The sequence below is a fragment of the bacterium genome, assembly GCA_035703895.1.
GTDB lineage: Bacteria > Sysuimicrobiota > Sysuimicrobiia > Sysuimicrobiales > Segetimicrobiaceae > Segetimicrobium.
This window is the reverse complement of the sequence record DASSXJ010000228.1, coordinates 1-22,625: the sequence shown is the minus strand read 5'-3', so window position 1 is coordinate 22,625 and position 22,625 is coordinate 1. Positions and strand designations below refer to the sequence as shown.

Here is a 22,625-nt window from a genome sequence, read left to right as displayed (position 1 = left end):
GAGGGTAGGGCCCGGACCGAAGATCGACGCTTCGGGGGGAGATGCAGCCCCGCCTGCACCTCCCCCCGAGGTCGTTCGTATCACGCGGTGCCGATTTGTTTCTCGACCCAGATCTCCCGGCTCCGCCCACGGGTGTTCGAGACGAAGTAGAAGAGCCCGGCGGCGAACCACACCCCCGTCGAGATGAGCGAGATCAGCGCGGCGGTGCGCGTGTCGCCGCCGCCCAGGATCCCCAAGTAGATCACCGCCAGCAGCATCGCCAGGTTGGCGAACGCTCCGAGAAGCGGGACCAGCACGTGCTTCACGGTATGAGCCTGGGGCGCCCGGCGGAACGCGACGAAAGCCACCACGTTGGTCAGCCCGTAGAGCAGGAACGTGCCGATGTTCGACAGGAACGTGATGGCGGTAAGGTTCATGACGGAAAGCACCCCGAACCCGCCGATGACCGCGGAGACGGCCGCCATGATCCACACACCAAAGTGTGGGGTGGCGAAGCGGCCGTGCAGGAGACCGAGGATGGCCGGTACTTCTTCGTCCCGTCCCATCGCGTAGGTCAGGCGGACGCCCGTGTTCATGCACGCGAGGGTGGTCCCGAAGACGGCGATCGCAACCGTCAGCGCGATGATGAGCAGGAGGGGGAACCCGATGCCGCCCAGCATCGTATCGCCCAGGTTCCTCACCATATCACCGATCGGGGCCTGCGAGAAGCCGGCCGCGTCAAACCCCGCGAGTACCTTGCCCTTGGCGTCCTTCAAGGTGTAGGCTGTGTTGACCCAGGCGCTTGCCGCAAAGTACTCGAAGAGGTAGGCGATCAGGCCCTGGATGATCAATGAGAGGATCACGCCGCGGCTCACAAAACTGGGGTGGAGGGCCTCGGCGGTCAGCGCCGTGGCCGACTCGAAGCCGACCAGCAGCAGGATCGCGATCGTCGATTGGAAGAGAACGTGGCTCAGGTTGTGCGGGAGCACGACGCTCGACAGCGTCGGGTGGAGGAACGTCACGTGCTGCGGGTTGCCGAACCGGTAGCTGAGCGCCAGGACCGAGATCAGCACGAGTGCCGCGATCTGGATGACATTGATCATCAGGCTGGCCAGGGTGGATCCGGAGATCCCCCGGTAGGCCACGTAGGCCGTGGCGAAGGAGAACACCACCGCGATGGCGACCTGGGCGACCGGCGGGAGAGTCACGTTGAAGAGACCCAGGACGTACACGATCATGGTCGCCATCATCGCCACCATCACGCCCGGGTAGACCCAGTAGTAGAGGTGCGAGATCCATCCGACGACGTACTTGGCGAGGCGGGCCCAGCGGTGAAACGTGCTTTCCTCCTTGTCGAGGAACGCCTTCTCCGCGAAGTAATATGAGGATCCCGTTCCGGCATCCGGGTACAGGTTGCTCAGCATCGAGTACGAGATCGCGGTCAGGAAGGCGAGGACGAGCGCAAGCGCGAGTCCCGGCCAGATGTCCATCGCGGTGGACGCACCGGCGGCGTCGACCTGGGACGCTTGGACCTGGTAGGTGATCCACAAGAAGGCTCCCGGCGCGATGAGCGCCATGGCGTTGACGGTCACGCCGGTGAGCGTCAGGCTCTTACGAAACCCGGTGGTGTTCGACATGCACGACGCCTCCTCGATTCGTCTATTCCGTAGAATGCGAATCCACTGCGCCGGGGCAGTCGGGGCGTCGCGGCCGTCGGCCAAATACAGAAACGCCGACCCCATATCAAAGGATCGGCGTCCAGGCCTCATGCACGTCCGGGTGCTTGCCATGATAGTAGCGACTCTCCGGTTCACTGTCAACCCGGCCTTGAATCGATTCGTGGGGGCATGGTAGCATGGCCATGGGCCGAGACGCCCCCGCCGGATAGGGCGGGGGCGCTTTCGTTTTTGGAGTGACACTCGCGGGCCACTCGGCGCCGCGGCGGGGGCTGACGAATGACTGAGCGGGGAGCCGGGGATGTTTTGTTGGTCGACGACGAGGCGCTGATCCGGATGGGGATGCGGGCGATGCTGCAAGATCTCGGCTATCGGGTCGTCGGCGAGGCCGCCGATGGCGAGGACGCGGTCGAGAAAGTCGCCGCCCTCGATCCGGACGTCGTCATCATGGACATCAAGATGCCCGGGATGGATGGGCTCGAGGCGACCCGCCGGATCATGGCCGAGCACCCGGTGCCGATCATCGTGCTGACCGCCTACAACCAGCGCAGCTTGGTGGAGGAGGCCGCCGACGCCGGCGTGCTGGCGTACTTGATGAAGCCGGTGCGGGAGTCGGACATCGGTCCCGCGATCGAGGTGGCGCGCGCCCGGTTTGCCGAGCTCATATGGCTCCGACGCGCCTCTGCGGATCGCCCCGCGAGGGCTGATCGTGGCACGGTGAACCAGGTCGAGGCGGCCACCCAACTCTTGCGCGATCGATACCGGCTCACGGAAGCGGAGGCGACGTCGCGCCTGCGCCGCCTCGCTCAGAGCTCCCGCAGGTCGATCGTCGAGATCGCTGAGGCGATCATCGCGCTGGAGGGCAAGACGGGGTGAAGCAGGTCCCGCGCGCGCCTGTTCGTCCCACCGAGTCGCTGAGCCTGGAAGTCGGCAGCGCGACTGATCCCGGGCGGGTCCGGCCGAAGAACGAGGACTATGTTCGCTATGAAGTCCCTACAGATCCGCTCCTGCACGCCAGCCGCGGGAGCCTGTTCATCGTCGCCGATGGCGTCGGGGGAGCGGGCGGGGGAGCCGTGGCGAGCGCGGAAGCCGCGCACACGGTCGCTCAGGAATATTACCTCAACCTGCGAGGAGATCCCGGGCGGATCCTCCGCCGGGCGATCGAACAGGCCAACCTTCACGTCTATCACCTTCGCGAGGGGCATCCCGCGCTCTCCGGGATGCAGACCACGCTGACGTCGCTCGTCGTCCGCGGCGGACGGTACTGGCTCGGACACGTCGGGGATTCCAAAGCCTTCCTGGTCCGCGGCGGCGCGGTTCGGCAGCTGACCCGAGACCACACAATCGTCCAGGAGATGCGGCGCCTCGGCCTCGTGGACGCCCCGGGTGCCGATCGCCACCCGCATCGCCACCTGTTGACGAGAACGATCGGCGGGGACATTTTGGTTGCGGTCGATCTCAGGAGCGGCCCGGCGCAGCGCGGCGATTGCTTCATCCTCGCGACCGACGGTGTGCTCGAACACCTGACCCCAGAGGACGTCCGCGCCACCTTCACGAACTTTCCCCCCGACGCAGCGGCGGCGGCCTGCGTTCGAGAAGCCAACCGGCGGGGTGGGTTTGACAATCTGACCGTGCTGGCGATCCGCATCACCGGCTGACCGCCTCACACGAGCCTCCCGATGCCGGGCCCTGGCGATCAGGTCGGTCATTTCGTCGTCGAGCGGCCGCTGGGACATGGCGGCGAAGCCGCCGTGTTCCAGGGGCGAGACCTGCGCAGCGGGGCCGCCGTTGTGCTCAAGTTCCTCGACCCCGCACAACTCGGCGAGGTTGCGGCATACGAGCGATTCCGCCGGGAGGTGGCCATCGGTCGTATCCTGGACCATCCCGGGGTGCCCCGGCTGATCGAAGCGTGCGAAGATGCGCGCCCCCCTTATCTCGTTCTGGATTACACGGAGGGGCGGCCCCTCCGGGACTTCGTGAGTGAGTCGCACCCGCTCCCGGTGCCGCAGGCGATTGAGATCGTCACCAACCTCGCAGAAGTGGTTGCCTATTGCCATCAACACCACGTGTACCACCGCGACCTGAAGCCCGAAAACATTCTTGTCAGGGTCGACGTTCGTGTGACGATCATCGATTTCGGGATCGCGCTGCTCGACGGCGCGCCGCGGGTGACGTGGCGCGGGTTCTCCGGGCTGGTGGGGACGCCGGAGTACATGGCCCCCGAGCAGATCCGCGGAGAGCGGGGTGGCCCCGAGACCGACGTCTACGCGCTCGGCTTGATCTTCTATGAACTAGTGTCGGGACGGCCGCCGTTCCGCAGCGCAAATCCCCTCAGCACGATGTACCAGCACCTCAACATGGACGCGGAACCGCTGGCGACGCTGCGGCCTGAGGTGCCCCCGGCGATCGCGGCGATCATCGCGACGGCGATGCGCCGGCGAAAACAGGAGCGGTTTCCGCACGCGGGAGCCTTCCTTGACGCGCTCCGGCATCCGGACGCAGCCGACATGACGGTGCTCTCGCGGCCCGATCCTCCCTTGGGTGCCCCGCCGGGCGAGAATCTGCTTCGGCACCCCCTCGTCGTTCTCGGGTTGGTCGCGCTCGGGACGGCGGTCGCAGTCCTCATCGCGGAAGTGCTGCTCCGTCACTAATGTTCCGGTGTTGACACGGTCGTGGCGAGGGGTACAATGGAAAGTGACGAACATCGGCACACATGACGACTGCTATCCTCAAGGGAGGAGGCGGGTGATGAGGCGTCGCGTCCGTCTGTCGAAGCGTAATACTGATCCACAGGGGGAGACTCCCCCGAAGCAGTAACGGGGCAGCGGGACTCTCGGCCCGCTACCTCATATGAAACCCTCGACCTCCCGCCGATCAGGGAGATGCGTCTCCCGCGAGGTGGAGCAGCGCTCCACGGGGGCTGAGTCGAGGTAGCGAAGACGATGGAGGCCGGCGGCACCGCCCGGTGCCGCCGGCCGGTATTTTTTCCGGGAGATGAACACCAGCCGTGACGTCGAATGATGGGGCTTGTGCCCGCGATGTCTGGAACCGAGGAGAGGTGTGTGAGCGACGAGCCGGCTGTGCGCAGCCATGGGGCGGGGCCGTTGGAGGGCATCCGCGTCCTCGATCTGACGCGATTTATGGCGGGTCCGTTCGGCACGGCGATGCTGGCCGACTACGGGGCCGATGTCATCAAGGTCGAGCCGCCGGGCGAGGGTGATGGGGCGCGGGCTTGGGGACCCCCGTTCGCGGGGGGGGAGAGCATCTACTTTCTGAGCGTCAACCGGAACAAGCGCAGCGTGACGCTGAACCTTCGCCACCCCGACGGGGTCGCGCTCCTCTTGAAGCTGGCGGATCGGGCGGATGTGTTGGTCGAAAACTTCACCCCCGGGACGATGAGCCGGCTGGGAATCGGCGAGGAGGTGCTCCGCCGGCGGAATCCGCGCCTCATCTACTGCGCGATCTCCGGGTTCGGGCAGACCGGACCCTACCGGGATCGGTCTGCGTTCGACCTCATCCTGCAGGGGATGGGCGGCGTGATGGGGACGACGGGCGAGGAGGGGGGCGCCCCAGTGCGGGTGGGCATCCCGATCGCCGACATCGCCGGCGGCATGTACGCGGCCTATGCGATCACCCTCGCGCTGCTTGCCCGCGGCCGCACAGGCGCAGGCCAGGTCCTCGACGTCTCCATGATGGACGCGCAGATCTCCTGGCTTTCGTACTACGTCGGGATCTACCTGACATCCGGAGAGATTCCTCCCCGGCGAGGCTCTGCGCACGCGACCGTCGTGCCGTACCAGGCGTTTGCCTGCGCCGACGGGCGCTACATCACCCTCGGCACGGGCAACGACCGGCTCTTCCGCCGGTTCTGCGAGGTTGCCGGTGTCGCGCTCGCCGACGATCCACGCTTCCGGACGAACCCCGACCGGATCCGCAGCCGGGCCGAGTTGATCCCGGTGCTCGAAACCCTGCTCCAGACGCGCCCGGCCTCGGCGTGGCTCGAGGCGTTGCAGGCCGCCGGTGTACCGTGCGGGCCGATCTACACGGTCGACGAAATCGTCGAGGACCCGCAGGTCCACGCGCGGGAGATGCTGGTGCAGGTCGACCATCCGTCGGCCGGACGCATCACTATTCCGGGGCTTCCCGTGAAGTGCTCAGGGACACCCGGGTCGATCCGTCGGCCTCCTCCGCGACTGGGGGAACACACGGCCGACGTGCTGACGGATCTGGGGGTGGGCTCCGACGAGATCACCCGGCTGCGATCTCTGGGAGTCATCTAGACCGAGACGTTGGCGTTTCTCACTGTTGGAGGTGAGGGGGCATGAGGGAGATGATGTATGCGCTGCAGTTCAAGGGTAAGGCGGCGCCTGTTCCAGGATCGCCCAACGTCGTCAAGGCGGCCACGACCGCCCCAAGCTGCACGATCACCTCGAATGTCGGGCCCCAGGGCGTGAGCGGATCCCTGCGCCCGACGGCTGAGGGACGGGCGTCGTTCGAGTCGACGGTGACCCGGACCGGGGAGTCGACGTTTCAAGAATCGGGGACCATCTCCTTCGGGTCGGGCCATCGGTTGCGCTTTACCACCGTCGGCCAGGGCTACCTCGGGCCCAGCCCGCAGGCGGGTACCATGCATGGATCGGTGATGTGGCGCGTGGACGGAGGGGAAGGTCAGTTCGACGGCGCGCGGGGCCTGATCACGTCGAACTTTACGTTCACGGAGGCGGCGGATGTCGTCGACAACCACTTCGGCGTCTTGTGGGTCAAATAGGGCGATCCTAACGGCCGGCCATCCACGTCCACCGCAGGCCCAAGTAGGACGTGTTGGGCCAGTGCCGGTATCCGAGGACGTTCTTACGCACCGCCTCGTATTGGGTCGAGTGGAAGAGGAACACCATCGGCACGGTCTCCTGGAGCCGCAGCTGCGCCTGCTCGTAGAGTTGCCGCCGCCGGGACTCGCTCGCGGTCTTCCGGGCGTCTTCGATGAATTTGTCGAACTGCGCGTCTGAGTAATTGTAGTAGTTCCCACCCGCGCCGGTGTGGAAGGGGTTATAGAGGAAGTCGTCCGGATCCGACTGCCCGGAGTTCCCCAAGATCGTGAGGGTGAACTTTTTCTGGAAGACCGTCGGGAGGTAGACGCTCCAGTCCGCGGCGGTGATGCGCAACTTGATCCCGATCTTGGCCAGCTGGGCTTGGACGACCTCCGCGGGGGCCCTGAGGAAATCGTAGGTGCTGGTGACGTAGAGATCCGCGTCGAATCCGTTCGCGAACCCGGCTTCGGCGAGGAGCCGCTTGGCCCGATCGACGTCCACCTTGTCGTACACGTTCTTGGTGAGCGCGTAGTAGTTCCCCGGCGGGATGGTTGTGCCGGTGGCCACGACTCCGCCGACTCCGAACAGGGCGGTGTCCACGATCTCCTTGCGGTTCACCGCCCACGCCATCGCCTGCCGGACCTTCGCGTTGTTGAAGGGGGGGACGGCGTTGTTGATATACAGGCCGCGGAAGTTGGCGGACAGGCCGCCGATCACCTCGACGTTCGGGTCCGCCTTGAGGCTTTGGATCTCAGAGGAGGGGACGTATTCGATCCAATCCGCCGTCCCCGTGCGAAGCGAGGTGGCACGGGCCACGGCGTCCGGGAAGAACATGAATTCGATCCGATCGACATATGGGAGACGATGCCCCGCGCCGTCCACCCCCCAGAAGTCGCCGCTCCGCACGATGACCAGACGCTGCTGCGGCGCATAGCCGACGAATCGGTAGGGGCCCGTTCCCACGGGGTGGGTGTTGAGATCCCCGTCCTGCTCGACGACTTCCTTCGGCACGACCGCGTTGGTCGACCACGCCAGCTTCGCCAAGAGGGGGCTGAACGGCTGCTTGAGCTTGATGGCGACCGATGCCGGACCTGAGGGGGTCATCGAGTCCACCAACTGAAAGTCGGTCGCGCGCGGAGACTTCGTGCGCGGGTCGCGAATGCGGTTGATCGAGTAGACGACGTCGTCCGGCGTCATCGTCCGGCCGTTGTGAAACTTGACGTTTCGACGCAGGGCGAAGGTCCAGGTGAGGCCATCCTCGGACGTCTTCCACGTCTCGGCGAGCCCCGGCGCAATCCTGCCCTCGGCGTTGATCATCACCAGCGTGTCGTACACGTTTTCCATCATGTTCCGCGTGGCGGTCGCGGTGGACAGGTGCGGGTCGAGCCCGACGGGATCGGTCTGCATGCCTGCGCGGAGCGTGCCGCCGTAACGCGGACTCGCAGGCTGGGCGAGTGACGGTTGGATCGTCAGCAGCACGACGAGACCCAACACCATTGCCCACCGGATGTGCTTCATGCCGTCTCCTCCTCGAGCCCACCGCCGCAGCGGGTCATCCCGTGCGATCCTACTACGTTCGAGACTCAGCCCGCGGTGCCCTGGTGCGGGTCCAGCGCGTCGCGGATCGCGTCGCCCAACAGATTGAACCCGAGGACGGTCGCCGTGATCGCCATCCCCGGGCCGATCGCGGGCCACGCGCTGAAGGTCATCACCGTCCGGCCCTCCGCGATCATCTGGCCCCAACTTGGGGCCGGCGGTTGGGTGCCCAGTCCCAGGAAGGAGAGTGCGGCCTCGGCCAGGATCGCAAACGCGAGGCGAAGCGTGCTCTCCACGATCACCGGCGCGGCGGCGTTGGGGAGAAGGTGGCGCCAGAGGATCAGCGCATCCCCCGCGCCCACGGCGCGGGCTGCCTCGACGTACTCCTCGTGCCGCACCATCAGCACCGCTCCTCGGGCGACGCGGGCCATCGGCGCCGAGTACACGATCGCGATCGCCAGTACCACGTTCCAGAATCCGCCGCCGAGGAACGCCAGCAGTCCGATCGCGAGCAGGATCGCCGGAAACGCGAGGACCACGTCGGAGATCCGCATCATGAGCGCATCGGGCCATCGTCCCCAGAACCCGGCGAGCGCGCCGACGGTGCCTCCGACCATGAGCGCCATCCCGACCGACAAGATCCCCACGGCGAGCGAGAGCCGTCCCCCGTACAGCACGCGGGCGAACGTATCCCGTCCGTACATGTCGGTGCCGAGGAGATGCGCGGCGCCGGGGCCCTGGAGGCGGAGCGCAGGCGCGATGCGGATCGGATCGTACCCGGCCAGGACGGGTGCGGCGATCGCCGCGAGCACGATCACGCCGAGGAGAGTTCCGCCGACCCGGGTTCCCGGATGGCGCAGGAGGCGCCGCCCCAACCACGAGCGCGGGGTCCGGACCCGGTTAGTCGTACCGGATGCGGGGATCGAGAAAGCCATAGGCCACGTCGACACAGACGTTGACCAACACGAACGCCAGCGCGATCGCCAGGACCGTCCCCTGGACCACGGGATAGTCGCGCAGGTTGATCCCTTCCAGGGCGTAGCGCCCGATCCCCGGGAGACTGAAGATCTGCTCGATGATCACGGCGCCGCCGAGCAGGGTCCCGAACTGCAGGCCGACGACCGTCACCACCGGGATGAGGGCGTTCCGGAGCGCGTGCCCGATCACCACGCGGCGCTCCCCCAGGCCTTTCGCGCGGGCGGTGCGCGTGAACGGGCGACCCAGCACCTCCAGCAAGCTCGATCTGACGATGCGGGCGATCGCCGCGGCGAGCGCGAGGCCGAGGGCCAGAGCCGGAAGCAGCATGTGCCTCACGTTCTCGCTCAGATCCTCCTGCGGCGCGAGATACCCGGTCGGAGGCAACCACCCCAGACGGAGCGAGAACGCGAGGATGAGCAGTACGGCCAGCCAGAACGACGGGATCGACAGGCCCAGCAGGACGAAGATATTGGCGAGGTAGTCGCCGGCCTGCCCTCGGTGGAGGGCCGCGGTCACCCCGACGGGTACGCCGATCGCCAGCGCAACGAGCAGGCCGCATCCCGCGAGCTCGATCGTGACGGGAAAGCGCCGCAGGAGCTCCGGACCGATCGCCACCCCCGTGCGGAGTGACCGTCCCAGGTTCCCGCGGGCGACGTTTCCGACATACTCCCCCAACTGCGCCGGGAGCGGCCGGTCGATCCCGAAGAGCGCTCGCAACTCCGCGACGCGCTGCGGCGAGATCGTCGCCTCGAGGCCGACCAACTGCGTCACCACGTCCCCGGGCACCAAGCGGATCAGGAGGAACACGGCGACGAGGACGCCGAGCGCCGTGGGAAGCGCCAGCAGCAACCGGCGGACCAGATACGAACCCAGAGGCCATCCTTCCCGGGCGCGCGTTCGGCCCGTGGGGTTCCGCGGGATCGCTCCTTCTCCGATTCGAAAGGGGGGTCCTCCTGGCCATGCACAGGAGACCTCCGCGGTGTTTGCGAATGGTGCCTCCATGACGAACGGGACGGCACGACTTGATTACTTTGGGTTGGATCCGCTGCTCGCCGACGAGGACCGCCTGACACGCGACACCGTGGCGAGGTTGGTCGACCGGGAGGTGATCCCGCAGATCGGCCGGGCCTGGCTCGCCGGCGAGTTCCCGCGGGAGCTGGTCGCGAAGCTGGGCGCGCTGCGGTTGTTTGGGGCCAACCTCCCCCAAGAATACGGGTGCGCGGGCATGAGCAACATCGCCTACGGGCTCATCATGCAGGAGCTCGAGCGTGGGGATAGCGGGGTGCGCTCGTTCGCCTCGGTGCAGGGCGCACTCGTCATGTACCCCATCTATGCATACGGGAGCGAGGCGCAGCGGCAGAAGTGGCTGCCGGCGATGGCGGCGGGCGAGAAGATCGGCTGCTTCGGGCTGACCGAGCCGAACGCCGGAAGCGATCCGGCGGCGATGCAGACGCGCGCCCGCCGCGCCCCCGGCGGCTGGATCCTCGACGGCACCAAGATGTGGATCACCAACGGGTCCATCGCCGACGTCGCCCTCGTGTGGGCCAAGGCCGACGATGGCCAGATTCGCGGGTTCCTCGTCGATCCGAAGATCCCGGGGTTCTCCGCGCACGACATCCATACGAAAGCGTCGATGCGCGCCTCCGTGACGAGCGAGCTCGTGCTCGAGAACGTGCGCGTGCGTGAGGAGGACGTGCTTCCCGGCGGCGCGGGGCTCGGAAAGCCGCTGTCGTGCTTGACGCAGGCGCGCTACGGGATCGCCTGGGGGGCCGTGGGTGCCGCGATCGCCTGCTACGAGGAGGCGCTTGGGTACGCTCGCGAGCGGATGGCGTTCGGGCGCCCGATCGCCGCGACCCAGATCATTCAGGAACGACTCGTCAACATGCTGTCCGGGATCACGACGGCGCAACTGCTGGCGTATCAGCTGGGACGGCTCAAGGACGCGGGGACGATGCGGTACACGCACGTCAGCCTGGCCAAGCGCAACAACGTCCGCATGGCGTTGCGCGTGGCGCGGGACGCGCGGACCATCCTCGGGGCCTATGGGATCACGCTTGAATACCACGCCATGCGCCACGCCGCCAATCTCGAATCCGTCGATACGTATGAGGGCACGTACGACGTCCACACGCTGATCCTCGGGCGGGACATTACGGGGTTCGACGCCTTCGGCGCACCCCAGGCTTGAGGCGGGCAGCGAACACCCTTCACGGGCGGGTCACCCTGCTTGCCGGGCTGGCCTTTGGGAGTAACGGGCTCAATCTCGGGGTGATCAGCTTCGCGCTGCTGGGGTTGAGGACGTCCTGGGGGCTGACGCCGGGTCAGGCCGGCGTGCTCATCATGGCGACCGGCGCGGGTCAGCTCACCGGCGGGGTCCTGATCGGCTATGTCTCCGACTGGGTTGGGCGCCGGGTCGGCTTTGCGGCGACCGTCGCGCTGAGCTCCCTGGCCATCGGGGCGGCGGCGTTCGCGCCGTCCCTTGCCGTGCTCGTCGTCCTCCTCTTCTTCGCCGGCGTGGGATTCGGGGGTGTAGCGCCGGTGGCCACGAGCCTGGTGGGGGAGTTCGCCCCGCGGGCCTCGAGGGGCGCGTTGTTGGGATGGACTCAGGTTATCTGGGTCCTGGGCTGGATCGTTGCCGCGCTCGGCAGCGTCTTCCTGGCCCACGGCGCGGGCTGGCGGGAAGTGTTCCTGGTGGGTCTCCTTCCGATCGTGCTCTCGGTCGTTGCCCTGTGGCTCGTGCCTGAGTCCCCCAGGTACCTCCTCGCCCACGGAAGGCGTGCGGAGGCGGAGGCCCTGGCGCAGACGCTGGCCGATCAGTTCGGCGCGTACCCGGAACTCCCCGCGCAGGAGCAGGCCGGCCGGGTCTCGGTTGGGGTGCACCTCGCTGAATTGTGGAGCCCGCGGTTTAGACAGCGGACTGTCGTGATCTGGGTGGTCTGGTTCGTGATGATCAGCGCCTACAACGGTCCCGTGGTGTGGCTGCCGGCGATATTGTCGGCCGGGGGATTCCCGTACCCGGCGCAGGCGGCGCTGTTCGTCTCCATCGTGATGGCCATTCCGGTGGTCGCCGCCACCTTGCTCATCGACCGCGTGGGGCGGAAGCCTGTCATCGTGACGGGGCTCGCCCTCGGCACCGTGGGGGCCGTGGGAGTGGGGGCCGCCTCCGATGAAGCCGGCCTCGTGATCGCGGCGATCGCACTCGCCGGCGGGGTGCTGGCCGCATGGCCGGTCATCCTGAGTTACGCCGCCGAGCTGTATCCGACTCGGATCCGAGCGACGGCGATCGGATGGGCCTCCGCGGCCGGGCGCATCGGAGGCATCGTGTCGCCTGCGCTGCTGGGCGTGCTCATGAGTTCCTGGACCAGTGGACGGGCCGTGGCGCTGAGCGTGTTCGCATGCGCCCTCGTGATCGCCGTGCTCGTCATCGTGTTCTTTGGGGAGGAGACGGCGGGTCGATCGCTCGAAGAGGTCGCGGAGGCGGTCCGGCTGCCCGCGAACTGAAGGGCGTGCCCCTGCGTAGGTAGAGCCGTGTGTACGCCGGTGTGCTGACGGAAGGGTTCGTGAGGGCCGGAGCGCCTGTCGAATTGGTGAGGGGTGACGATGCGTAGACACCTGGTCGGAGCGCTTGTGTCGGTATTCCTCGCGGGATCGCTGGTCGGCGGCCTGGCGGCGCAGGCCGTGGCCCAGAACGTCATCGTCCAGGCCATCAAGCTCTTCGGTATCGGATACGTCGTGAAGACCTATGGGTCCCAGATCAACGATGCCATCAACACCCTGATGCTCAACAACAAGGCGGCGAACAAGGACAAGACCAAAGTGGTCCCGATTCTCAGTGTCGGCGTGGGGATTGTCTCGGGCAACCCGGGGTCGTATATCGGGGCTGCGCAAGTTCAGGGGCCCGCCGCGGCGGTCAACAAAGTGCAGGCGGTGGCGCAGATCGAGGGATCGTTCCTGAGCGCGGTGCGGCTGAAGGGATTAGTGCCCGTGGACAGCCTCAACCCCCTCGCCGGGAACCTCCACCGTGTCTACGGCGTGGGGGTGACGGCGATCGTCGACTTCCAGCTCTAGACGACTGTGCGCGCCCGCTTGACCGGGACCCCGCACATCTGGCAGTAATGCTGCTCGGCTTCGACGATTCGAGCACCGCACTTCCAGCAGTGCGAGATCAGCGGCGCGTGGCACATCGGGCAGCGTGACGGGAAGGCGGCGGTCATGACCGCTCGTACCGCCCCAGTGCACTCGGGGTTCGAGCAGATGGCGAGCACCGGCTCCCGGGGCTCGGACCTCGGGAGAATCCGTTTCAGCGGCACCCCGCAGTGCGCGCAGTACGACGAAAACGGGTCCGCCAGCGGTTGCTCGCACTTCCAGCACCGGTCAAGCATCGCGGCGCCGCAGGTGGGGCAATCATGGGGTAGCTCGTTCGACACCGGGGCGGCCGCGTGGCGCGTGCAGTCAGGGTTGGAGCAGATGGCGATCACGGCGGTTGGCATCATTCCCCCCTCCTCTCCGTGAGGAGGCCCGGCTATTTGTCGGTCTTCCTTCGTGACGCCTGCGGAATTTCCTCCGCCCCGCCCACCATCTCCGACCGACCGAACACCGCCTTGGTTATCTCTGTAACTTCGAGATCTTGGCTCCCTGCAGGCTGAGGTTGTACATGAGCCCCGATTGCGCGAACACGAAGCCGACGATCGGCTGATTGACCGTCGCGGAGTCGATGGAGGCTTGAGCCCCCAGGTTGAGGACCGTGACCGATCCGTCGGCCCCGACATTCCAGGCCTTGTCCGCCACGGCCTTTTCCCGAAAGTCCCGCAGCGCCTGATCCTGTAGGAAGACAATGATGATGGACTTGCGTTGGGCCCCAAGCTGGAACCCGATCGAGCCGGCGGCGAAGCTGTAGTAGGCTTGGCTCGTGCCCCCAGTGCGCAGCACGCCTTCGCCATACTGCCCCCCGATCCCGATGCCCGCTTGAATGACCTCTGGAAACACGATGTAGCCCTTCGCGTCGCGCAGGAACGCGTCGGCGCCCTTGACCTGGCTCTTGAACTGGTCGAGCGTCTTATCCGCGGCCGCGTCGATCGCCTGGGCGGTCGCGGCATGCGACATGCCGGGCAGCATGAGGTTCCCCAACAGACAGAGGCACACTGCCCACACGATTTTCCCACCGACTCTCGGTGCCCGCATTGTGTTCCCCCTCCTTTTCTTGGTCACGCGTTCCAGTCGCGTTCCGGTCGCTAAACACATCGACCCTTACGAGATCGGTCGGGTCATCCCCCCGGCCATATTGTACCCATGCCTGGGCCGGCTCACTCGGTGGAGCACGTCCCCCTCTGCACTATAACACGAGCGCGGTCTGCGCTGGCCGCCGTCTGCTGGACTCCGCCGGTCGAGGACGGTACACTCTAAGGCGGTGACGGGGGGAATCGGAGATGGGATCGCCACAGCGATTTCACATCATCACCCAGGGCTGCCAGATGAACGTCCGGGACTCCGAGGCGATGGCTGCGCTGCTCGCGGGGATGGGATATCAGCCGGCGGAGCACCCCGAGGACGCCGATATCATCCTGCTCAATACGTGTACGGTTCGTGAGGGGGCGGACGAGAAAGCCTACGGGCGGCTGGGCGAGCTCCGGGCGATCAAGCGGCAACGCCCCGGATTGATTCTCGGCATCGCGGGGTGCCTCGTCCAGAAACAGCGGGAGCGGGTGCGGGAGCGCGCCCCGTACCTTGACCTCGTCTTCGGCGTCCACAACATTCATCGTCTTCCCGAGTTGATCCGTCAGGTCCGGGATGGATGCATGCCGGTGTACGAGGTGTGGGACCGTTCGGAACGGGATCACCCACTGCCCGTCCTGCCGGCGCTCCGGGGGAGCGCCGTCCGAGGGTTCGTCAATATCATCCACGGGTGCAACAAGTTCTGCACGTTCTGCATCGTCCCGTACGTGCGGGGGCGCGAGCGGAGCGTTCCCCCCGAGGCCGTGGTCGCCGAGGTCGAGGGCCTGGCCGCCCAGGGGTACCGGGAGGTCACCCTGCTCGGCCAGAACGTGGACAGTTACGGGCACGACCTCACCCCGCGTCGCAGTCTCGCCGACCTGCTGCACTTAGTCCACGGCGTGGACGGGATCGAGCGGATTCGGTTCACGACCAGCCATCCCCGAGATATGACCCCCACACTCATCCGGACGGTGGCGGCGCTCCCGAAGGTGTGCGAACACATTCACTTGCCCGTGCAGGCCGGCGATGACCGCGTGCTCCGGCGAATGCATCGTGCGTACACGACCGCGCAGTACCGGACGACGATCGACGCCATCCGGGCGGCGATGCCGCACGCGAGCGTGACCACCGACGTGATCGTCGGGTTTCCCGGTGAGAGCGACGAGGAGTTCGATGGCACGGTCAGGCTGGTCAACGAGGTGCGGTTCGACGCCGTCAACACCGCCGTGTATTCCCCGCGGGAGGGGACCCCCGCCGCAGGGTACCCTGACCAGGTACCCGACGAGATCAAGCGCCGGCGCCTCCACGCCCTGAATCACCTCGTGTCGCGAATCGCCTCCGAGGTCAACCAGCCGCTGGTCGGGACGCGCCAGGAGGTGCTGGTGGAGAGCCTAGGCACGCGCGGCGGCGTCGTTGGACGCACGCGGACGAACAAGGTCGTCACCGTCGACGGGGACCCCGACCTCATCGGCCGCGCGGTACCGGTGGAGATCACCGCAGCCGGGTCCTGGGTGCTCCACGGCCGGATCGGAGCGGGTGTGGCGGTCTGATGCGGTTCGTCTAGTCTCGCCGATAGAACCATCGTTCAAGGTCGCGTTCCCGAACCCGAATCATCGTCGGGCGTCCGTGAAAGCACGAGAATGGATCCTCGGCGTGCGCGAGCGCGTCGAGCAGATCCGCCATCATCGCGGGGTGCAGCGGGTCGCCCGCCCGGACCGCGGTGTGGCAGGCGGTGGCGATCGCGAGGCGTTCTTCGAGTGAGCGGCCGGCGTGGGGGCCGCCGTCGCCGCCGAGGTCACGCAGGCACGCGCGGAACAGGGTGTCCGGAGCCCGCCCCACGGCGATCGCCGGCACGGCCGTCAGGCGAACCAGTCCAGGGCCGAACGGCTCCGCCTCGAACCCGATCGCGCGGATGGCCGGCCCCGCTTCGTCGAGCAACGTCCTCTCGGCGGGTGTCAGAGAGAGGACCGGGGGCGTGACCAGTCCCTGGGCGCGCGCGCCGTCACGGGTCCGGGCGGCCAGGAGCCGCTCGTAGAGGACGCGTTCGTGCGCGGCGTGTTGATCGATGAGGATCAAGTCGCCCCCGGATTCGCCGACGATATAGGTGTGCGCCAGCTGGCCGATCACCCGGATCGAAGGCCACCGGGCCGTCTGTGCCCCATCGCCTTCGGGTGCGCCGCGAAACGCGGCACGGGCTTCGACGGGATCGATCTCCCCGGTGTAGACGTCGGTGCGCTGCGCGGTGAGGACGTGGGGTCCCGCGCCGGGGATGACATGCACGAGCGGGACCCGGTGAAGCGCGCGCCGGACCTCACGCACGACGTCCTCGAAGAGCGTCCGCTCGTCTGCGAACCGGACCTCGGTTTTCCGCGGGTGGATGTTGGCATCGACATCCTGGGGTGGGAGCCGCACGGAGAGAACGGCCGCGGGGTGTCGATCACTAGGGATGAGCGTGTGATACGCCTGCGCGAGGGCGCGGGCGAGGAGCGGGCTGCGAACCGGACGGCGGTTGACGAGAAACCACTGGTGCGTGCGCCGGGGTTGCGCGACCTGGGGGGTGCCCAGAACCCCTTCGAGGGTCCCCACGGGGATCGTCGCCTCGAGATCGAGGGTGTGCCCGGCCACCGACGATCCGAGGACCCGCCTGGCCCGGTCGCCAAACCGCTCGGGAGGGTACCATAGGACCTCCCGCCCATCGTTGCTGAGACGGAACGCCACATCGGGCGCCGCCAGGGCCAACGCTTCCACCGTCTCGGCGATCACGGCGGCTTCACGGGCGGGTGACTTGAGAAACTTGCGCCGGGCCGGCGTATTGAAGAAGAGATCCCCGACCGTCACCGTGCTGCCCGGCGGTCCGCTCGCCGGCCCGAGGGTGGGCTCCGCGCCTCCCACGAGCCTGATGCGCATCGCGTCTCCTCCGCGCAGCCGCGTCACCATCTCGATGCGCGCGACCGCGGCGATGCTGGGGAGGGCTTCGCCACGGAACCCGTACGTGTCGATTCGGTGCAGATCTTCTGCGACGCGGATCTTGCTGGTGGCGAACCGCTGGAACGCCAGGGGCAGATCGCGGGCGGGGATCCCCTCACCGTCATCGCTGACACGGATGATCCGGTGGCCCGCCCCCTCGATCTCCACCGTGATCTGCCGCGCGCCGGAATCGAGGCTGTTCTCGATCAACTCCTTAACGACCGAGGCGGGCCGCTCGACGACCTCTCCGGCCGCGATGCGCTCGGCCGCGGTGGGGGGGAGGACCCGAATATCCCGCCCGGGTGCGCTCACGGCCGTGGCGCCGCGCCCGGAGGCTTGGGGAAGGGGATCACCGTGCCGGGCGAGCGGCTCCCCGCGGGCGGATCGGTGGACGGGGCCGCATCCCGCCGGGAGCCGGCGTCGCCCTGCTCCGCAAGCGCGCGGAGCCCCGACAAGAAGTTCAGGGCATCGAGGGGGGTCATTCTCGAGAGGTCTGCCCGCAGCAGCGCGTCCTCGACGGGAGAAGGGAGGGGGAGCGGTAATTGCTGGCTCCGTGAAGGCCCCCGCCTGCGCGGCGATCGCTGGCCTGCCTGGCTCGCCGCGGTCCCCTCGAGCCCCTTGATGACCTCGCGCGCCCGTTGCACGACCGATTCGGGCACTCCGGCGAGGCGGGCGACGTGGATCCCATACGAGGACTCCGCCGCGCCGTCCGCCACCCGATGAAGGAACACGATGTCCTGGCCTTGTTCCTGCACGAGGACCTGAACGTTTGCGCAGCGCGCCAGTTGCGACGCCAGCTCAGTGAGTTCGTGGTAGTGGGTGGCGAAGAGCGTGCGCGCGCCCACCCGGTCGTGCAGATCTTCGACCACCGCCCACGCGAGGCTCATCCCGTCGTACGTGCTCGTCCCCCGGCCCACCTCGTCGAGGATCACGAGGCTCCGGGGCGTCGCCTGTGTGAGGATGCGCGCAACCTCGATCATCTCGTTCAGGAACGTGCTCCGGCCCGCCGCAAGGTCGTCCGTCGCCCCCACCCGGGTGAAGATGCGGTCCACGAGGCCCACCTCGGCCTCCGCCGCGGGAACGAAACTGCCGGTTTGGGCCAGGATCGCGATCAACGCCGCCTGCCGGATGTAGGTGCTCTTGCCGCCGAAGTTGGGTCCCGTGACGATCAGGATGTCACGTTCACCGGCGCCGAGCGTGAGGTCATTCGGGACGAACCGCGGAGCGCCGATTGCCTGCTCCACGATCGGATGGCGGCCCTCGACGATGCGCAGGGTCCGCGCCTCGGTGAGCCGCGGGCGCACGTACCGGTAGCGGACCGCGGCCTCCGCGAGTGCGGCGAATACGTCGAGCTCCGCCACCGCGCTCGCTGCGGCCAAGAGCGGCGCGATGCGGGCGCGAACGGCATCCCGCAGCTGGCAGAACACCGTGTATTCCCGGGCCGCGATGCGATCCTGTGCGGTCAGGATCAGCGCCTCGCGGTCCTTCAGCTCGGCCGTGATGTATCGCTCGGCGTTGACCAGCGTGGCCTTGCGAACGTAGTCGTGGGGCACGAGATGCTCATTGGCTTTGCTGACTTCGATATAATAGCCGATCACTTGATTGTAGCCGACCTTGAGACTGCGGATTCCCGTGCGCGCCCGCTCGGCGGCTTCGAGCCCGGCGATCCATTCCCGCGCGGCCCGGCTCCCTTCGCGAAGGGTGTCGACCTCCGGATCGAACCCGGGCCGGATCAGCCCGCCCTCCTTGGGCGACGGCGAAGGCGCATCGACCAGCCCTTGCTGAAGTAGCTCCGCCAGGTCGGGCGGGATCGCAAGCTGGGGGGCGAGCGCCGAGATCGCGGCGGCGGTCAAGCCCAGCAGGGACGGCGCGATCGCGGGCAACGCCTCGAGGGCGGTGCGCAGGGCGGCGAGATCTCTGGGGGTCCCCGCTTCGTGGCTCAAGCGGCCGGAGAGGCGCTCGATGTCCCCGAGTGGTCTCAGGGTGGCGCGGAGGCGCTCTCGCGCGGCTGCCCCCGATACGAACGCTTCGACCGCATCGAGCCGGGCGGTGATCCGGGACAGATCGAGCAGGGGCTGCTGGAGCCAGCGGCGGAGCAGACGCGCGCCCATGGGCGTGTCCGTCAGGTCGAGCACGTCGAGCAGCGTGGCCCGCTGTCTCGCGTCGTGCGACCCCGACCACAATCCCAACGCGCGTTCTGTCGCGGTGTCGAGCAGCATCCCCGCCCCTCGGGGAATCAGGCGCACCGTGCGAAGATGCGGCAGCGGTCCTTTTTGCGTGTCTTTGAGGTACTGGACGAGGGCTCCGGCGGCCCCGGTCGCGAGAGGCGCTTCCGACAACCCGAACGCGTCCAGCGATGCGACCCCGAGGTGTCGGCGCAGCGCCGCGGCCGCCGCCGTTGGATCGAAATGGCGGGCATCGTACGCCGTCGCCGTCGCGTCGGCCAACAGCGCGGAGGGGGCGGAGTCATCGGGGATGAGCAGTTCACGAGGATGCCAGAGGGCGAGCGTGGCCTGGAGGTCGGTCGGGCTGTCGCCTTCCGTCGCGAAGAACTCTCCCGTCGACAGGTCGGCAAGCGCCACGCCCCATCCATCCTCGCTCGACGCCACGGCCCCGAGGAAATTGTTCTCGCGGGCGCTGAGCAGGTCATCTTCGATCACCGTCCCCGGCGTCACGACGCGCACGACCTCGCGCCGGACGAGGGTCTTGGTCGCGTGCGGATCTTCGACCTGATCGCAGATCGCCACCCGATGCCCGCGGTCGATCAGGCGGCGCAGGTAGGGGGGGAGCGCGTGGTGGGGGATGCCGCACATCGGGATCCGCTGGCCCTTCGCGACCGGCCGGCTCGTGAGTGTCAACTGCAACTCCCGCGCTACCACGTGCGCATCGTCGAAGAACGCCTCGAAAAAGTCTCCGAGCCGAAAGAGGAGAATCGCGTTGGGATGCTGATCTCTGAGCGCCCGATACTGACGCATCATGGGAGTGAGTTCATCCATGGCCGCAGTCTTTCTTCGTCGTCCCACGGCAGGGTCCCCCTGACCCCCGCCGAACTCAAGGAGCATGACGCGTAGCCGCCGGCGGCGTCGCCGTCGATCTGCGAGTGCACCTGCAGCAGCGGCCCCCGTCCACACGGGCCCCGCCCACGCGGCCCCCGCCCATCCGGCCCCTGCGACTCCCTCAGCTGGTTAGGCATCCCCGCCGGCCGCGTCGCCGCCGCGCGGGTCTTCGCCCGCCCCCGACTCGGGCGAACAGATCTGGGAGCGCACCCATCTGGAGCAGACGATGTTCGCCCTGGCACGCGAGCATGCGGAGGCGGCGGCACGGTGTGCGCGGAGCGCCCCGCCAAACCGCGAGGGTGAGCAGACCCACAGCCTCGTCTCGATCCTGATGTCCTTCCTCGCGCTCGAGGCGTTCATCAACATGGTCGGCGGAGACCGGCTCGGGAGCCGGTACCGTCATTACGATCGCATGTCGCCTGAGGGGAAATGGATGGAGGTCACGCGCCTCGTCAGCAAAACGGGGAAGACGTTCAAGGATGAGGGAGAGGAACTGCGGGCGCTGTCCACCCTCCGAAGTTGGCGGAACATGCTCACCCATTACAAAGGCGAATACGAAGAGGTGCAGGGGACGAACCGGGGTGGGGAGACCAGGGTCGAAGCACTGCTGTCCGCCGAAAACGCGGCGCGGGCGGTCGAGATCGCCCGCACCCTCTATCGGGCGTTCTACGAAATGGATCGCCGATCCCCTCCCCGTCAGTTTATCTGGCTCGACGCCCGGCCGCACCGCCCTCCGGCCGTCGGGGTCACCCCCCCTATAGCCGCTGCGAGGGGGGCCCCGGCGAAGGCCGCCGGACCGCGCCGACGCCGCTAGCGCGGGCCATGGGAAGCCCGCCTCTCATCGTCATCGCGGGTCCGACCGCGGTAGGAAAGACGTCGGTGGCGGTCGCGCTCGCCGAGCAGTGCTCCGCCGAGATCGTGGCGGCGGACTCGCGGACCCTCTACCGCGGCATGGACATCGGGACCGCGAAACCGAGCGCGGAAGATCGCGAGCGGGTCCCTCATCACTTGCTGGACATCGCTCGGCCCGACGAGGTCGTCACGCTGGCTCTCTACCAGCGCCGCGCCCTTGCGGCGATCGACGCGGTCCGAGCCCGAGGCCACCTGCCGCTTCTCGTCGGAGGAACCGGTCTCTATATCCGCGCCGTCGTGGACGGGCTTCGGATCCCACCCGCTCCGCCCGATTGGACGCTTCGCGCCGCGCTGGAGGCCGAGGAGCGCGCCGGCGGCCCAGGAACGCTGCACCGACGTTTGGATCAGATCGATCCTGCGGCGGCCTCCCGCATTCATCCCCACAATGTCAGACGGACCATCCGGGCGCTCGAGGTGCACGGCAGGACCGGGGTCCCGATCTCGGCCCTCCAAGAGCGGTCCGCGGCGTGCGATGCCGTCATGGTGGCGCTCACCGTAGACCGCGCCAAGCTCTACGAGCGCATTCACCTCCGCATCGACCAGATGCTGGCAGCCGGCTTGGTCAATGAGGTGCGGGCGTTGGGTGCCGCGGGATACCCCAAGACGCTACCCGCGCTCCAGGGGTTGGGGTACAAGGAGATCGTGCCCCATCTCGAGGGGGTCCTTTCCCTGGCTGAGAGCCGGGCGCTCCTCGAACGCAACACGCGGCGCTACGCCAAGCGGCAGTTGACGTGGTTCCGGGCGGACAGCCGGTACCGGTGGCTCGACGTGGGGGACGATCCGCCGGAGGTGGTCGCCGCGCGAATCCGTGATCTGTGCGGCTAGTGACTCGAGACGCAGCGGCTGGTTGAAGCGATCGACGGCTGCGCCCTATTGTGCCGTGTTGTCATGAATGGAGGGCTGTCTTTGCCACAGGCGGAGGACGGGATTCTGCTTGGCGAATTGACCACCGCGCATCTTGCGGATGCATGCCTGCGTCTCGGCGTGCCCGTGCGCTGTGCTCCACATGCGATGCGTCCCGCGGCCCCCGGGATGAGGGCAAGCGGCCGGGCGCGCCCGGTGCGGCACGTTGGAAGTGTCGACGTCTTTCTTGAGGCGATCGAGGAAGCGGAAACGGGAGACATTCTGGTCGTCGACAACGATGGCCGCCTCGATGAGGCGTGTGTCGGCGATCTCATCACGCTGGAGGCCAAGAGCGCCGGCCTTGCCGGGATCGTCATCTGGGGACTTCATCGCGACAGCCGGGAGATTTCGGAGATTGGCCTGCCGCTTTTCAGTCTCGGCGTGATTTCGACCGGCCCGCAGCGTCTCGACCAGAGGCCCGCAGACGTGTTCGACGCGGCGAGAGTTGGATCGCATCTGGTGACGTCGAGCGACCTCGTCATTGCTGATGCCGATGGGGTGCTCTTTCTCCCGCGAGAGCGCCTTCTAGAGATTGTCGCTTCCGCGGCAACCATCCGAGAGACGGAGCGGCGCCAGGCGCGTGGGATGGCCGGTGGTCG

General features: G+C 67.6%; 20 protein-coding genes. 12 read left to right on the top strand and 8 right to left on the bottom strand.

The window, feature by feature from the left end; genetic code table 11:
* Positions 1 to 80: 80 nt before the first annotated feature.
* Positions 81 to 1,616: an APC family permease gene (locus tag VFP86_15165; GenBank protein ID HET9000977.1), complete on the bottom strand. Its 1,536-nt coding sequence runs from the start codon at positions 1,614 to 1,616 to the stop codon at positions 81 to 83.
* 318 nt (positions 1,617 to 1,934) lie between these two features.
* On the opposite strand from VFP86_15165, the gene VFP86_15160 reads away from it, so the two are divergent.
* The 5 genes from VFP86_15160 to VFP86_15140 all read left to right on the top strand — a co-directional run bounded on the left by VFP86_15160 (position 1,935) and on the right by VFP86_15140 (position 6,423).
* Positions 1,935 to 2,531 carry a response regulator gene (locus tag VFP86_15160; GenBank protein ID HET9000976.1) on the top strand — a complete coding sequence of 199 codons (597 nt, stop codon included), beginning with the start codon at positions 1,935 to 1,937 and terminating at the stop codon, positions 2,529 to 2,531.
* Entirely contained in the window at positions 2,528 to 3,313 is a 786-nt protein-coding gene (locus VFP86_15155; protein ID HET9000975.1) for a protein phosphatase 2C domain-containing protein, read from the top strand. Before VFP86_15160 ends, VFP86_15155 begins: the two co-directional genes overlap by 4 nt.
* Before the next feature lie 21 nt (positions 3,314 to 3,334).
* Positions 3,335 to 4,306, top strand: coding sequence for a serine/threonine-protein kinase (locus VFP86_15150; protein ID HET9000974.1), 972 nt, complete (start codon positions 3,335 to 3,337; stop codon positions 4,304 to 4,306).
* A 411-nt stretch (positions 4,307 to 4,717) separates the two neighbouring features.
* Complete coding sequence (locus tag VFP86_15145) at positions 4,718 to 5,935, top strand: CoA transferase (GenBank protein HET9000973.1); 1,218 nt, start codon at positions 4,718 to 4,720, stop codon at positions 5,933 to 5,935.
* Between the two features lie 41 nt (positions 5,936 to 5,976).
* Positions 5,977 to 6,423 carry a hypothetical protein gene (locus VFP86_15140; protein HET9000972.1) on the top strand — a complete coding sequence of 149 codons (447 nt, stop codon included), beginning with the start codon at positions 5,977 to 5,979 and terminating at the stop codon, positions 6,421 to 6,423.
* 7 nt (positions 6,424 to 6,430) lie between these two features.
* Here the strand turns inward: VFP86_15140 and VFP86_15135 are convergent, their stop codons facing one another.
* The 3 genes from VFP86_15135 to VFP86_15125 all read right to left on the bottom strand — a co-directional run bounded on the left by VFP86_15135 (position 6,431) and on the right by VFP86_15125 (position 9,838).
* Positions 6,431 to 7,981, bottom strand: a complete 1,551-nt coding sequence (locus VFP86_15135; GenBank protein ID HET9000971.1) for an ABC transporter substrate-binding protein — start codon at positions 7,979 to 7,981, stop codon at positions 6,431 to 6,433.
* A gap of 65 nt (positions 7,982 to 8,046) precedes the next feature.
* Positions 8,047 to 8,874: an ABC transporter permease gene (locus VFP86_15130; GenBank protein ID HET9000970.1), complete on the bottom strand. Its 828-nt coding sequence runs from the start codon at positions 8,872 to 8,874 to the stop codon at positions 8,047 to 8,049.
* A 25-nt stretch (positions 8,875 to 8,899) separates the two neighbouring features.
* On the bottom strand, positions 8,900 to 9,838 hold the full coding sequence (locus VFP86_15125) for an ABC transporter permease (protein ID HET9000969.1): 939 nt from the start codon (positions 9,836 to 9,838) through the stop codon (positions 8,900 to 8,902).
* A gap of 139 nt (positions 9,839 to 9,977) precedes the next feature.
* Between VFP86_15125 and VFP86_15120 the strand changes: the two genes are divergently transcribed.
* From VFP86_15120 to VFP86_15110, 3 genes are all read left to right on the top strand, one after another.
* Positions 9,978 to 11,165 carry an acyl-CoA dehydrogenase family protein gene (locus tag VFP86_15120; protein ID HET9000968.1) on the top strand — a complete coding sequence of 396 codons (1,188 nt, stop codon included), beginning with the start codon at positions 9,978 to 9,980 and terminating at the stop codon, positions 11,163 to 11,165.
* Positions 11,162 to 12,478 carry an MFS transporter gene (locus tag VFP86_15115; protein ID HET9000967.1) on the top strand — a complete coding sequence of 439 codons (1,317 nt, stop codon included), beginning with the start codon at positions 11,162 to 11,164 and terminating at the stop codon, positions 12,476 to 12,478. The genes VFP86_15120 and VFP86_15115 overlap by 4 nt, the downstream gene beginning before the upstream one ends.
* 99 nt (positions 12,479 to 12,577) lie before the next feature.
* Entirely contained in the window at positions 12,578 to 13,045 is a 468-nt protein-coding gene (locus tag VFP86_15110) for a hypothetical protein (GenBank protein ID HET9000966.1), read from the top strand.
* On the opposite strand, the gene VFP86_15105 is transcribed toward VFP86_15110, so the two are convergent.
* Complete coding sequence (locus tag VFP86_15105; GenBank protein ID HET9000965.1) at positions 13,042 to 13,470, bottom strand: hypothetical protein; 429 nt, start codon at positions 13,468 to 13,470, stop codon at positions 13,042 to 13,044. The two genes, VFP86_15110 and VFP86_15105, sit on opposite strands and share 4 nt — an antisense overlap.
* 112 nt (positions 13,471 to 13,582) lie before the next feature.
* Positions 13,583 to 14,158, bottom strand: a complete 576-nt coding sequence (locus tag VFP86_15100; protein ID HET9000964.1) for a YSC84-related protein — start codon at positions 14,156 to 14,158, stop codon at positions 13,583 to 13,585.
* Between the two features lie 245 nt (positions 14,159 to 14,403).
* Between VFP86_15100 and miaB the strand changes: the two genes are divergently transcribed.
* Complete coding sequence (gene miaB, locus VFP86_15095) at positions 14,404 to 15,738, top strand: tRNA (N6-isopentenyl adenosine(37)-C2)-methylthiotransferase MiaB (GenBank protein ID HET9000963.1); 1,335 nt, start codon at positions 14,404 to 14,406, stop codon at positions 15,736 to 15,738.
* A gap of 10 nt (positions 15,739 to 15,748) precedes the next feature.
* Here the strand turns inward: miaB and mutL are convergent, their stop codons facing one another.
* Together mutL and mutS are read right to left on the bottom strand one after the other, a co-directional pair.
* The gene (gene mutL / locus VFP86_15090; protein ID HET9000962.1) at positions 15,749 to 17,467 is read right to left on the bottom strand and encodes a DNA mismatch repair endonuclease MutL; all 1,719 of its coding nucleotides are present in this window, start codon (positions 17,465 to 17,467) and stop codon (positions 15,749 to 15,751) included.
* Positions 17,464 to 20,178, bottom strand: coding sequence for a DNA mismatch repair protein MutS (gene mutS, locus VFP86_15085; protein HET9000961.1), 2,715 nt, complete (start codon positions 20,176 to 20,178; stop codon positions 17,464 to 17,466). The genes mutL and mutS overlap by 4 nt, the downstream gene beginning before the upstream one ends.
* Before the next feature lie 259 nt (positions 20,179 to 20,437).
* Between mutS and VFP86_15080 the strand changes: the two genes are divergently transcribed.
* The 3 genes from VFP86_15080 to VFP86_15070 form a co-directional block, all read left to right on the top strand.
* Positions 20,438 to 21,025: a hypothetical protein gene (locus VFP86_15080; GenBank protein HET9000960.1), complete on the top strand. Its 588-nt coding sequence runs from the start codon at positions 20,438 to 20,440 to the stop codon at positions 21,023 to 21,025.
* Positions 21,026 to 21,033: 8 nt separating this feature from the next.
* Positions 21,034 to 21,948, top strand: coding sequence for a tRNA (adenosine(37)-N6)-dimethylallyltransferase MiaA (miaA, locus tag VFP86_15075; GenBank protein ID HET9000959.1), 915 nt, complete (start codon positions 21,034 to 21,036; stop codon positions 21,946 to 21,948).
* An 81-nt stretch (positions 21,949 to 22,029) separates the two neighbouring features.
* On the top strand, positions 22,030 to 22,625 hold a 596-nt coding region (locus VFP86_15070; protein HET9000958.1), incomplete at its 3' end, for an RraA family protein.

Excerpts from the sequence above, each read along its gene's own strand:
- VFP86_15150 (HET9000974.1), top strand. The coding sequence starts at position 3,335 with ATGCCGGGCCCTGGCGATCAGGTCGGTCATTTCGTCGTCGAGCGGCCG.
- VFP86_15140 (HET9000972.1), top strand. The coding sequence starts at position 5,977 with ATGAGGGAGATGATGTATGCGCTGCAGTTCAAGGGTAAGGCGGCGCCT.
- VFP86_15100 (HET9000964.1), bottom strand. The coding sequence starts at position 14,158 with ATGCGGGCACCGAGAGTCGGTGGGAAAATCGTGTGGGCAGTGTGCCTC.
- VFP86_15120 (HET9000968.1), top strand. The coding sequence starts at position 9,978 with ATGACGAACGGGACGGCACGACTTGATTACTTTGGGTTGGATCCGCTG.
- miaA (HET9000959.1), top strand. The coding sequence starts at position 21,034 with ATGGGAAGCCCGCCTCTCATCGTCATCGCGGGTCCGACCGCGGTAGGA.
- VFP86_15160 (HET9000976.1), top strand. The coding sequence starts at position 1,935 with ATGACTGAGCGGGGAGCCGGGGATGTTTTGTTGGTCGACGACGAGGCG.
- VFP86_15080 (HET9000960.1), top strand. The coding sequence starts at position 20,438 with ATGTTCGCCCTGGCACGCGAGCATGCGGAGGCGGCGGCACGGTGTGCG.
- miaB (HET9000963.1), top strand. The coding sequence starts at position 14,404 with ATGGGATCGCCACAGCGATTTCACATCATCACCCAGGGCTGCCAGATG.
- VFP86_15135 (HET9000971.1), bottom strand. The coding sequence starts at position 7,981 with ATGAAGCACATCCGGTGGGCAATGGTGTTGGGTCTCGTCGTGCTGCTG.
- VFP86_15105 (HET9000965.1), bottom strand. The coding sequence starts at position 13,470 with ATGATGCCAACCGCCGTGATCGCCATCTGCTCCAACCCTGACTGCACG.
- VFP86_15110 (HET9000966.1), top strand. The coding sequence starts at position 12,578 with ATGCGTAGACACCTGGTCGGAGCGCTTGTGTCGGTATTCCTCGCGGGA.
- VFP86_15165 (HET9000977.1), bottom strand. The coding sequence starts at position 1,616 with ATGTCGAACACCACCGGGTTTCGTAAGAGCCTGACGCTCACCGGCGTG.